The sequence below is a fragment of the Streptomyces sp. CLCI03 genome, from assembly GCF_053615355.1.
This window is the reverse complement of the sequence record NZ_CM132132.1, coordinates 247,305-258,874: the sequence shown is the minus strand read 5'-3', so window position 1 is coordinate 258,874 and position 11,570 is coordinate 247,305. Positions and strand designations below refer to the sequence as shown.

The 11,570-nt window shown below is 73.4% G+C and carries 12 protein-coding genes; 6 read left to right on the top strand and 6 right to left on the bottom strand.

Annotation, left to right across the window (positions count from 1 at the left end):
• Positions 1-156 precede the first annotated feature (156 nt).
• Positions 157-1,500 (top strand): sensor histidine kinase, encoded by a 1,344-nt coding sequence (locus ACWG52_RS01240; protein ID WP_389802699.1) that lies wholly within the window; start codon positions 157-159, stop codon positions 1,498-1,500.
• Positions 1,497-2,177 carry a response regulator gene (locus tag ACWG52_RS01235; protein ID WP_389802702.1) on the top strand — a complete coding sequence of 227 codons (681 nt, stop codon included), beginning with the start codon at positions 1,497-1,499 and terminating at the stop codon, positions 2,175-2,177. The genes ACWG52_RS01240 and ACWG52_RS01235 overlap by 4 nt, the downstream gene beginning before the upstream one ends.
• An 11-nt stretch (positions 2,178-2,188) precedes the next feature.
• Here the strand turns inward: ACWG52_RS01235 and ACWG52_RS01230 are convergent, their stop codons facing one another.
• From ACWG52_RS01230 to ACWG52_RS01210, 5 genes are all read right to left on the bottom strand, one after another.
• The gene (locus ACWG52_RS01230) at positions 2,189-3,268 is read right to left on the bottom strand and encodes a sensor histidine kinase (protein ID WP_453127504.1); all 1,080 of its coding nucleotides are present in this window, start codon (positions 3,266-3,268) and stop codon (positions 2,189-2,191) included.
• The gene (locus ACWG52_RS01225; protein WP_453127502.1) at positions 3,261-3,956 is read right to left on the bottom strand and encodes a response regulator transcription factor; all 696 of its coding nucleotides are present in this window, start codon (positions 3,954-3,956) and stop codon (positions 3,261-3,263) included. The genes ACWG52_RS01230 and ACWG52_RS01225 overlap by 8 nt, the downstream gene beginning before the upstream one ends.
• 59 nt (positions 3,957-4,015) lie before the next feature.
• Positions 4,016-4,750, bottom strand: coding sequence for a VanZ family protein (locus ACWG52_RS01220; protein WP_389802710.1), 735 nt, complete (start codon positions 4,748-4,750; stop codon positions 4,016-4,018).
• Positions 4,751-4,908: 158 nt separating this feature from the next.
• A complete protein-coding gene (locus tag ACWG52_RS01215) occupies positions 4,909-5,943 on the bottom strand; it encodes a PHP domain-containing protein (RefSeq protein WP_389802713.1) in 1,035 nt (344 codons plus the stop codon).
• A gap of 80 nt (positions 5,944-6,023) precedes the next feature.
• Positions 6,024-6,509, bottom strand: coding sequence for a MarR family winged helix-turn-helix transcriptional regulator (locus ACWG52_RS01210; protein ID WP_390139013.1), 486 nt, complete (start codon positions 6,507-6,509; stop codon positions 6,024-6,026).
• Positions 6,510-6,637: 128 nt separating this feature from the next.
• Here ACWG52_RS01210 and ACWG52_RS01205 point away from each other — a divergent pair, with 128 nt between their 5' ends.
• Positions 6,638-7,048: an organic hydroperoxide resistance protein gene (locus ACWG52_RS01205; RefSeq protein WP_033216679.1), complete on the top strand. Its 411-nt coding sequence runs from the start codon at positions 6,638-6,640 to the stop codon at positions 7,046-7,048.
• Positions 7,049-7,124: 76 nt separating this feature from the next.
• On the top strand, positions 7,125-8,825 hold the full coding sequence (locus tag ACWG52_RS01200) for an FAD-dependent monooxygenase (protein WP_453127499.1): 1,701 nt from the start codon (positions 7,125-7,127) through the stop codon (positions 8,823-8,825).
• Positions 8,826-8,906: 81 nt separating this feature from the next.
• Here the strand turns inward: ACWG52_RS01200 and ACWG52_RS01195 are convergent, their stop codons facing one another.
• Positions 8,907-9,269 (bottom strand): DUF6204 family protein, encoded by a 363-nt coding sequence (locus ACWG52_RS01195; RefSeq protein ID WP_389802720.1) that lies wholly within the window; start codon positions 9,267-9,269, stop codon positions 8,907-8,909.
• A gap of 173 nt (positions 9,270-9,442) precedes the next feature.
• Between ACWG52_RS01195 and ACWG52_RS01190 the strand changes: the two genes are divergently transcribed.
• Both ACWG52_RS01190 and ACWG52_RS01185 read left to right on the top strand, forming a co-directional pair.
• The gene (locus tag ACWG52_RS01190) at positions 9,443-10,720 is read left to right on the top strand and encodes a VWA domain-containing protein (protein ID WP_389802723.1); all 1,278 of its coding nucleotides are present in this window, start codon (positions 9,443-9,445) and stop codon (positions 10,718-10,720) included.
• Positions 10,720-11,538 carry a hypothetical protein gene (locus ACWG52_RS01185; protein WP_389802726.1) on the top strand — a complete coding sequence of 273 codons (819 nt, stop codon included), beginning with the start codon at positions 10,720-10,722 and terminating at the stop codon, positions 11,536-11,538. The genes ACWG52_RS01190 and ACWG52_RS01185 overlap by 1 nt, the downstream gene beginning before the upstream one ends.
• Positions 11,539-11,570: the final 32 nt, after the last annotated feature.

Sequence of the window (11,570 nt, the reverse complement as noted above, 5' to 3'; positions counted from 1 at the left end):
AGGAGACCCGGACCGGCACGTCGGCCGCGGTGCGGAAAGTCCCTACCGTGCCGGGAGGACCCGGCGGCGGGTCATCCCCGCGATGTACGCCTGCCGGCGGTGGCCCTCCGACCTCGGAGCGACCCGCGAATCCCTGCCTCTTGGCAGACTGGCCCGATGATCGAAGCAGCCGTCCGCCGGGCCCGCGCCGCCCGGGCCGACCGGATCCGGCCGCGCATGTCGCGCAGGGCCTGGGCGGTCGACGCGCTCCTCGCGCTCGCACTGGCCGTCGCCACGGTCCTCGGCGACCTGAACCGCTCGTACGTCGACATCGGGGAACCGCCGCCCGGCAGCTCCGGGATCCCGCTGCCGCCGCCCCTGCCGCCCGTACGCATGGGTGAAGGGCCGGGCCCCGCGCAGCTCGTGCCCTTCGTGCAGCACACCTTGCCGCCGATGGAGCCGTGGGAGCTGATGGCGGCCCTGCTCACCGCGGCTCCCCTGTTGCTGCGCCGCCGGTTCCCGCTGACCGTCTACTGGGCGGTCATGGGCGCCACCGTCCTCTTCCACCAGGGGAACGTGGCGCAGGACGCGACGACGATCGTCTTCGCCTCCGGGCTGGTGGCCGCGTACAGCGCGGCGATGCACAGCCCCCACCGGATCTCGACCGTCCTGTCGGTGCTCGCCGGGATGGTGCTCACCGCCGCCTTCCCCCTGATCCCGAAGGTGGACGGGGGAGTGGTACCGGTACTCGTCCTCCTGCCCGCCGGGTTCGCCGCACACGGCATCCACCGCTGGCGTGAACGCCTGCGCACCCTGCGCGAGGAGCAGCGCGATCAGCTCCGGCGGGCGGTCGAACAGGAACGCGCCCGCATCGCGCGGGAACTGCACGACGTGGTGACCCACAACGTGAGCATGATGACGATCCAGGCGGGCGCGGCGCGCAAGGTGCTCGACGCCTCGCCCGACCAGGCCCGCGAGGCGATGCGGGCCGTCGAGGCGGCGGGACGTACGGCGATGTCGGAACTGCGCCACGTGATGGGCCTGCTGACGATGTCCGACGGTGGCCGGGACGGTGGGGACGACTCCGGGGACGACGCCTCGGACCCGGCGCGCGATGTGGGCCTGGCCCCACAGCCCGGCCTGGACCGGTTGGAGGAACTGACCGGCCGCGTAAGGGACTCCGGGGTCCCCGTCGACCTGGCGGTCCACGGCAGCCGGCCCGAACTGGCCCCGGGCGTGGACCTCGCCGCCTACCGGGTCGTGCAGGAAGGTCTCACCAACGCGGTCCGGCACGCCGCCGGGGCGCGGGTGTCGGTGACGGTGGAGTACGCGCCCGGCGAACTGCGGGTCGAGGTGGCCGACAGCGGCGGCGCGCCGCGCACCCCCGCGACCCCGGGCGGCGGCCGGGGCCTGGTGGGCCTGCGCGAACGGCTCTCGGTGTACGGCGGTACGCTGCGGGCGGGCGACGGCCCCCGCGGCGGATACCGGCTCCGCGCCGTGATCCCCGTGGAGGAGATGTGACCGAGACGGCCCCGCCGGCACCCCGCGTGGTGATCGTCGACGACCAGGCCCTGGTGCGCACCGGATTCCGCATGATCCTCACGGCGGACGGCATCGACGTGGTCGCCGACGCGGCCGACGGGGAGCAGGCGGTGGCCGCGGTGCGGCGCACCCGGCCCGACGTCGTCCTGATGGACATCCGGATGCCGGGCACCGACGGGCTGGAGGCGACCCGCCGCATCCTCGCCGACGAGGCGACCCCGCCCCGGATCGTCATCCTCACCACCTACGACCTCGACCGGTACGTGTACGCGGCCCTGAGCGCCGGCGCGAGCGGCTTCCTGCTCAAGGACGTCACCCCGGAACACCTGACGGCCGCGGTCCGTCTGGTCCGCTCGGGGGACGCGCTGCTCGCCCCGACGATCACCCGGCGGCTGGTGGAGCGGTTCGCCACGGCCGGGGAGCGCACGACGCCCCTGCACCGCGACCTCGGCACGCTGACCCCGCGCGAGCTGGAGATCCTCGAAGCCCTGGCCCGCGGCCTCAGCAACGCCGAACTCGCCGCCCGGTTCCGGCTCAGCGAGGCCACGGTCAAGACGCACGTGGCCCGGGTCCTGTCCAAACTCGGCCTGCGTGACCGCGCCCAGGCGGTGATCGCGGCGTACGAGACCGGCCTGATCACCCCGGGCACCCGCTGAGGCCCGAAGACCTACGGCGTGCCCGGAAGCCGCACCGTGACGAGGAGACCGCCGGCGGGGCGGGCGACCAGGGCGAGGGTTCCGTCATGGGCGCGCACGACGCTCTGCACGATGGCCAGGCCGAGGCCCACGCCGGCGTGCTCGTCGGTGCGTACCCGGTCCGCTGCCCGCCGGAAGGGTTCGGTCAGGGTCGGTACCAGTTCCGGGGGGAGCCGAGGGCCCGTGTTCTCGACCCGCAGCACGCTCGTGGCGCCGTACGCCTCGGTGTGGACCGTCACGGTGCCCCCGGCGGGCAGGTTGTGGACGAGGGCGTTCTGGACGAGGTTCGTCACCATGCGCAGCAGCAGCTCCGCCGAACCTACGGTCGGGGCCGCCCCGCCGGTGACGTCGAGCGTGATCCCGCGTCGCTCGGCGAGGGGAAGCAGCGTCTCGGCGGCCTCCTCGGCGAGGAGGGAGAGGTCGACGCCTTCCCGGGCGAAACCACCCCGGTCGCCGCGGCCGAGGAGCAGGAGGGCCTCGGTGAGGTCGATCGCCCGCGTGTTGACCACGTACAGGCGCTCGATGAGCTCGCCCCGGTCCCGTCTCGGGTCCTCGCGGGCGACGTCGAGCAGCGTCCGCGAGATCGCCAGCGGGGTGCGCAGTTCGTGGGAGGCGTTCGCGGCGAACCGTCGCTGCTCCGCGACATGGGACTCCAGCTGTTCGAGCATCGCGTCGAACGCGTCGGAGAGATCCCGGAATTCGTCCTGACGGCCGGGCATCCGGATCCGATGGGACAGCGACCCGTCCCCGGCCAGCCGGGCCGCGTCCCTGATCCGGGTGAGCGGTGCGAGCATCCGGCCGGCGAGGAACCATCCCCCGACGAGGCCGAACACGAGCAGGAAGGCCATCGCCACGGCCGCGGCCGGGGCGAAGGTGTGCACCAGGAGGTAGCGGTTGGGCGAGATCCCGAGCAGGCCCTGGGAGTTGTCGGGTACGTAGCGCAGCAGGAACACCCACACCACGGCGAGCAGCAGGGCGCTGGCGAGGGCGAGGAACCCGACGTAGCTGAGGGTGAGCTTCAGGCGGGCGCTGAGCCCGGGTCGTCTATCCACGCGTACGGCCGGGGGCGGTGGGGCCCGTACCGGCGTCGATGCGGTAGCCGACGCCGGGCACCGTGGCGATGACCCATGGTTCGCCGAGCCGTTTGCGCAGTGCGGAGACGGTGATGCGCACGGCGTTGGTGAGGGGGTCGGCGTTCTCGTCCCAGGCCCGCTCCAGCAGCTCCTCGGCACTGACGACCCCGCCCTCGGCGCCGACGAGGACGTCCAGCACGGCGAACTGTTTGCGGGTGAGCGCGACATGGTTCCCGTCGCGGAACACCTCACGGCGGAAGGGGTCGAGCCGCAGCCCCGCGATCTTGCGGACCGGGGGCCGGGCGTGTCCGCGCCTGCGGTCGAGGGCCCTCAGTCGCAGGACGAGCTCACGCAGCTCGAACGGTTTGGTGAGGTAGTCGTCCGCGCCGAGCCCGAACCCGGAGGCCTTGTCGTCGATCCGGTCGGCGGCGGTGAGCATGAGGATCGGGATGCCGCTGCCGGAGGCCACGATGCGCCGGGCGACCTCGTCGCCCGAGGGGGCGGGGATGTCGCGGTCGAGGACCGCGAGGTCGTAGGAGTGGACGCTGAGCAGTTCCAGGGCGGAGGCGCCGTCGCCGGCGATGTCGGCGGCGATCGCCTCCAGTCGTAGACCGTCGCGGACGGCCTCGGCCAGGTAGGGCTCGTCCTCGACGATCAGTACGCGCATGTCCGCAGCTTAAGCAGCGCACCATATCGTCGACGTATGCGACGCTGTGCGACCGCCGGTCACACGACCCGGCCAGCCGCCGCGGGCGCCGGGGTGGGGCGCGGCGGGTCGGACGGCGCCCCCGTCGTGCCGCGCCGGCCGCGCCACCGGCGGCGTGACGCGAGGGCGGCCAGCACGGCGCCCGTGGCGTTGACCAGGACGTCGTCCACGGAGGAGACCCGGTCCAGCCGCAGGACGTACTGGGCGGTCTCGATCAGGATCGAGCAGCCCGCCCCGAGCGCCAGGATCCGCGGCAGCGACGCCACCGCCGCGAACCGCATCGGGGCGAAGAAGCCCAGCGCCGCCAGGACCAGCAGGTTGCCGACGATCCCGAGCGGCCCCATCGTGACCAGGTCCCGCAGCGGTACCAGGCTCACCCGGGCGGGGACCACGCCGGCCCCACCGCCCGGCATCATGGTCATCCACACGAACGGCACCGTGCCGTGGACCATGCCCACCTCGGCGAGCGACAGCCGCCACGCCGACGCGACGCCGACGGCGCGTCGACGGCGCGCCAGGGCCCACGCCACCAGCAGGGCCACCGGCAGCGTGGCCAAGGTCATGAGCACCACACCGTTGAACGTGTCGTAGCAGCCGTGCCACCGGCCGGCCGCGCACATCGGGGCGGACATCATGAGCGGCCGCCGCAGGACGTAGGCGGCGCCCGCCAGGGCGAGGACCGCGAGGGCCAGGAGGACGATCGCGCGCGTGCGACGGGGTGGTGGCGGTGCCGGCAGGGATGCGTCATGGTTCATGCCGACATTCCACGCGGGGGGCGGTTGCGGGGGCGTATCCGATTTTCGATACGCCCGCGATACACGCGACACGCGATACCGCGAATTGCGCGATCCACGCGAGGCACCCGCGAAAACACACACGTCGCGGTCCGCCGCGGGGTGCGACGGGACGGCCGTCAGGGCATCTCCCGCGTGCGGGTCCACGCCAGGAGCTCTTCCGCCGGCCAGGTGTTGATGACACGCCCGGTCGGAACCTCGCACTCCACCGCCCTCTCGCAGCCGACGATCTGCCAGTCGAGCTGGCCGGGGGCGTGCGCGTCCGTATCGATCGCGAAGAAGGTGCCGGCCGCGACGGCGAGCCGCAGCAACCGCCGGGGCGGGTCCAGCCGCTCGGGTCGGCTGTTGATCTCCACTGCCGTGCCGCTCCGCGCGCAGGCCGCGAAGACGGCCTCCGCGTCGAACCGCGACTCCGGCCGGGTCCGGCCGGTGACCAGCCGACCCGTGCAGTGGCCCAGGACGTCCATCAGCGGGTTCCGTACGGCCGCCAGCAGCCGCCGGGTCATCGCGGGGGAGTCCATCCGCAGCTTCGAGTGCACCGAGCCGACGACCAGGTCGAGCCGGTCCAACAGCTCCGGTTCCTGGTCCAGGGACCCGTCGTCGAGGATGTCGCACTCGATTCCGGTGAGCAGCCGGAAGGGCGCCCAGGTGTCGTTGAGCTCGGCCACCACCCGCAGCTGCTCGCGCAGCCGCTCCGGGGAGAGTCCTCGCGCGACGGTCAGGCGCGGCGAGTGGTCGGTCAGTACGGCCCATTCATGGCCCAGGGCGGCCGCCGCCCGACCCATCGCCTCGATCGGACTGCCGCCGTCGGACCAGTCGGAGTGCACGTGGCAGTCCCCGCGGAGGGCCGCCCGGAGCGCGGTCGCGGCGGGTGTGGCCGGCGGCCCCTCGGGGAGCGCGGCGATCTCGTCCTCCAGCGTCTGCAGGTAGGCAGGGACGGCTCCGCCGAGTGCCTCCCGGACGACCTGGGCCGTCTTGGGGCCGATGCCCTTCACGGCCTCCAGGGAACCGGCCGCGACCCGCTCGGCCACCTCGCTCTCGCCCATCCGGGTGAGGGCGGCCGCAGCGGACCGGAAGGCCCGTACCCGGTAGGTGGGCGCCTGCGCACGCTCCAGCAGGAAGGCGATCCGGTCCAGCGCCGCAACCGGGTCCATCGCGCACCTCCTGCCCGCCGCCCCGCCTCCCGCTTCCCGCCCCCCGGTCTCCCGGACCCAGTGTCCGGTGCGGGCGGCGGCTACGCCTCTCCGGCCTCCCGGGGCACGGCGGCGTCGAGGGCGGCGGTGAGGCGGTTCAGCCGGGCCTGGAGGTCGAGGACCTCGGTGAGCTCGAAGCCGGTCGCGGCGGCGATCCGCCGGGGCACCTCCACCGCCCGGACGCGCAGCGCGACGCCCGCCTCCGTCAGGTGGGCGTGCACGGACCGCTCGTCCTCGGTGCTGCGCTCGCGGCGGACCAGTCCGGCCGCCTCCAGGCGCTTGAGCAGCGGGGACAGCGTTCCCGAGTCCAGTCGCAGGTGCTGCCCGATCTCCTTGACCGGCATCTCGCCGTGCTCCCACAGCACGAGCATCACCAGGTACTGGGGGTAGGTGAGCCCCAGGTCCTTCAGGACGACCCGGTAGAGCCCTCCGAAGGCGCGGCTCGCGGCGTTCAGCGCGAAGCAGATCTGTCCGTCGAGGCGCAGGAAGTCCTGGTCGGCGTGGGTCGCGGTGGGCTGCTCGGTCATGACGCCCAGTGTACCCGGGAAGGACTTGCGAGGCATTGAATTGTGCACAACTGAATTGTGTGCTCTAGTAGTGGAGCGCGGTCGACCACCGGCCGCCACCACGGTTCATTTCTGCGAGAGGACCTCTCATGGACGCGCTCTACACCGCTGTCGCCACCGCCAACGGCCGCGAGGGCCGCGCCGTCAGCTCCGACGGTCAGATCGACCTCGCCCTCGCCATGCCCCCGGCGCTCGGCGGCAACGGGCAGGGCACCAACCCCGAGCAGCTCTTCGCGGCCGGCTACGCGGCCTGCTTCGCCAGCGCGCTCGGTCTGGTCGGCCGCCAGGCCAAGGTCGACACCGGCGAGGCCTCGGTCACCGCGGAGGTCTCCATCATCAAGGAGGGCGCCGGCTTCGGCCTGGCCGTCGTCCTGCGCGTCGAGCTCCCCGAGTCCCTCGCCGGCGAGACGGGCGCCCTGCTGGTCAAGAAGGCGCACGAGGTCTGCCCCTACTCCAACGCCACCCGCGGCAACATCGCCGTGGACCTCGTGATCGAGTAAAGATGCCGGACACCCGGCGGGCGGCCACCATGGAGGGACACCCATTTCTCCGGGGGCCGCACGCCAGGAGGCGCCGGTGGCGCACACCTACGCAACGGACGTACTGGTCGTCGGCGCCGGCCCGGTCGGGCTGACCGCCGCCGCGGAGCTGCGCCGACGGGGTGTCTCCTGCCGCATCGTCGACCGGCTGCCCGCCCGGCTGCCGTTCGCCAAGGCCGTGGGCATCCAGCCGCGCACCTTCGAGGTGTGGGACCGCATGGGACTGGCCCGCACCGCCCTGGAGGCGGCCGTCCCGATGCGGGGCCAGATCCTCTACGTCAACGGGGCCGAGCAGCCCCGTGTCGACCTCTCCCTGCCATCCGAAGTCCCGTACGGGTTCGCGGCGCTGCCCCAGTACGAGACCGAGCGCATCCTCGACGCGCACCTGGGCCGCTTCGGCACCGCGGTCGAACGAGGCACGGAACTGGAGTCGTTCGCCCAGGACGCCGACGGGGTGTCCTGCCGGCTGCGTACCGCCTCGGGGGCGGAGGAAGAGGTACGGACCCGCTTCCTCGTGGGCTGCGACGGTGCCCACAGCATCGTCCGCAAGGGCCTCGGCCTCAGCTACGAGGGCGGGGCCTTCGCCGAGGAGTACATGCTCGGCGACGTACGCGTCGACTGGGACCTGCCGCCCGGATACGCCGTGCGCGCCATGCACGTGGACGGCGCCGGGGCGGTCGACGACGTGCTGGTCTGCATCCCGCTGCCCGGCCGGGGCCGGTACCGCATGTCGATGATGGTGCCGCCCCAACTCTCCACGGCGGGAGGGACCGAGGCCGCCTCCGACGGCATCACCCACGGCCTGCAGAGCGGCCGGGGCCCCGGGCAAGCAGACATCCAGACCGTCCTGGACCGGCTCTCACCGCAGCCCACGACCGCCTACGACATCCGCTGGACCTCGATGTTCCGCATCAGCCACCGGATCGTCGACCGCTATGGCGACGGCCGGGTCTTCGTCGCCGGGGACGCGGCCCACATCCACCCGCCGACGGGCGCCCAAGGCATGAACACCGGTATCCAGGACGCCTGGAACCTGGCCTGGAAACTCGCCCTGGCGTGCGCGGGCGCAGCCCACCCCGATCTGCTCGCCGGCTACGACGCCGAGCGCCGGCCCGTCGGCGAGGAAGTCGTCGGCCGCACCGTTCGGCATGCCGTCGAGGGGATGGAGAACGACCCCGACGACCCCGCGACGTTGATCATGCGCGAGGCCCAACTCCTCGTCGGCTACCGGGGAAGCCCGTCCGTGGACCCGGCCGGCGCGGGCGATGGTCCCCGGCCCGGCGACCGGGCGCCCGACTGCGCCGGCCTCACCGGCCCCATCACCGGCTACCCGATGCGCCTGTACGACGTCCTGCGCGAGCGGGACCACGTCCTGCTGCTGTACGGGGCGGGGGCCGGGGCGGAGCCCGGGTCCGGCCCCGCCCTCGACGAGCTGGTACGGACGGCCCGGGAGTCCTCCGGCGGCCGGATGGAGGTCTGCGTGGTGCGCGCGGCCGACCCGGACGCCGCCCCGGGCGCCGATGCGGACGCGGACGTCGTGGTCGAGGCCGACGGGACGACCCTGCCGGTCTACACCGACGGCCGGGGCGAGTTCGCCCGCCTGTACGCGGCTAAGGAACCCACGGCCTTCGTGATCCGGCCGGACGGATACCTCGGCGCCCGGCTCTCCCCACCCTCCCCGCGGCAACTGGCCGCCCACCTCGCGCACGTCTTCGCCGCGAACCCGCCGCCGAACTGATCCGACGGGGCCCCACCGACCCGACGGGGCCCCACCGACCTGGCGGGGCCGAACCGATCCGTCAGGCGTCGGACCGATCCGTCAGGCGTCGGACCGGGCGGCCTCCCGCCGCCGGCGCTTGCCCAACGGGGCCAGCGACATGTCCTGGGCCTGTGACTTCAGCTGCTTGAAGCCGTACCCGCGCTCGGCCAGCCAGCCCTCCGCCGCCAGCTCCGCCCGGGCCGTCGCGTCGAGGATGTCCTCCTCGGCCTCACCCGAATCCAGGAAGCGGAAGGTGAAGAAGGGGCGCGCCGCGAGGTCGTACGAGAGGTGCCCCTCGGCGGTGAACTCCGCGCGCAGCATGTCGTGCTCGGACGCGGCGGCCAGCAGCTCGGCCCTCTGCTCGTCGGTGAGACCGTCGAAGGAGCCGCGGACGGTGATACGGAAGATACGGGTAGCGCTCATCCCCGGAGCCTAGATCGGACGCTCCGCCCCATGCACCCGGATATCCGCCGGTCCGCCCCGCCCGACACCCCGTGGGCGGTCGGCGCAAGGCCGCGTACACCGCACGGACGCCCCGAAAGCCCCGGCCGGCAGCCCGTTTTGGATTGCCGGACGATCCTCAATACGATCCGGCGATGATCACAAGAAAACGGCTTGCGGCCGGGGCGTGCGGCCTGCTCGCCGCCCTGGCCGTCGGGCTCTTCCCGGCGAGCGCCACCGCCGCCGACGAACCGACGGCGAAGGAACCCCCCAAGGTCGACCTCGTCCTCGACGTGAGCGGCTCCATGCGGGCCAACGACATCGACGGACAGACCCGCATGGCCGCGGCCAAGCAGGCCTTCAACGAGGTCATCGACGCGGTCCCGGCCGAGGTACGCCTCGGCATACGCACCCTGGGCGCCGACTACCCCGGGGACGACCGGGCCCTGGGCTGCAAGGACACCAAGCAGCTCTACGCGGTCGGCCCCCTCGACCGGACCGAGGCGAAGACGGCGGTGGCGACCCTCGCCCCCACCGGCTGGACGCCGATCGGACCGGCCCTGCTCGGCGCGGCCCAGGACCTGGAAGGCGGCAACGGCTCCAAGCGGATCGTGCTCATCACGGACGGCGAGGACACCTGCGCCCCGCTCGACCCGTGCGAAGTGGCGCGTGACATCGCCGCCAAGGGCATCCACCTGGTCATCGACACCCTCGGTCTGGTCCCGGACGCCAAGACCCGGGCGCAGCTGACCTGCATCGCCGAGGCCACCGGCGGTACCTACACCTCGGTGCAGCACAAGGCGGACCTCTCCAGCCGAGTGAAACAACTCGTCGACCGCGCCGCGGACCCGGTCGTCAACCCGGTGGCGACCGAGGGCGCCAAGCAGTGCGCGAACGCCCCGCAGCTGAAGGCCGGCCTCTACAGCGACCGCGAGACCTTCGGTGAGCACCGCTGGTACCGGGTCGACGTCCTCCCCGGCCAGGAGCTGCGCGCCTCCGTCAGCATCGGCGCCGACCGCGCCGTCAACAACGACTACGGCGTCCTGCTGCGCGCCACCACCGTCCACGGGCGCGAGATCGTCCGCGGCTCGGAGGCGGGTGACGGGCGCACCGACGTCCTCTCCACCGGCCTGCGCTACCCGAAGGCCGAGATCGACGGCGCGGACTCGGACGACAAGCCCGTGCCCGAGACCGTCTGCCTCCAGGTCAGCAACTCCTTCTCCGCTCCCGCCTCCGTCAAGACGACCCCGGGCATGCCCGTCGAGCTGACCATCGACCTGGTGGACGGCCCCGACGAAGCCTCCGACGTCGCCGCCTTCGGTCTCGGGCGGGGCTGGTGGCTGCTGGCCGTGCTGGCGCTCGCCGGACTGCTGGCCGGTCTGGTGTGGGGATGGATCTCCCGCTGGCGCATCTCCGTCTGGAGGACCAACTGATGCGTAGAGTAGGCACACTGACCGCGTCCCTGCTGGCCGCGGCAGCCGCCCTCGCGGTGGCGGGTACGGCCGTGGGCACGGCCGTCGCGGACACGTCCTCGCCGAGCGCCGGCGCCAGTGCGAGCGCGAGTCCGGGCGGGGCCACGACAGAATCGGCTCCGACCGAGGCCGGCACCAGCTTCCGTACCGCGGCGGCGTTCCGCCCGGGCCAGAAGGCCACGGCCGGCGCGTCCAGCGGCGACTACCTCTACTGGGTGGTGCCGATCGACGCTCAGCAGCGCGCCACGGTGAAGGCCGCCGTCACCCTGCCCGAGTCGAAGGTCCGGCACGGTGCCTCGACCTGGCAGCTCGACGTGTACGACGGACTGCGCCGCCGACAGGCGTGCACCTACGGCACGCAGACCGCCGCGGCGGCGAAGGAAGCCGCCACGGTCGAACTGTCCTGCACCCTGCGCACCGTACGGGCCGGCGCCGAGCCGTGGGCCAACGATCCGCTGCCGGGCAGCTACTACGTCCGGCTGACCGTCGTCGACGCGCCGGAGGAGGACCTGGGCCTGCCGGTACGCGCGGCGGTCGAGGCCGAGGTCAAGGAGACCGGCGGCATCAGCGCGGTGGACGGCACGCTCTCCACCCCGCTGGTCGCCGGTACCGTCACCGCGACCCTGCGCGAGCCGGAGGACGGCTGGTCCGGCGGCTGGTGGTCGGACCGCTGGATCTGGACCGCCGCGGGCGGCGTGCTCGCCGCCCTCGCGGGCATCCTCGGCCACTCCCTGACGCGCGGCACGGGCCGCCCGTCCAGGGTCCCGCCGGGCGCCTGAGCACGAGGAGGCCGCGCCCGACGGGCGCGGCC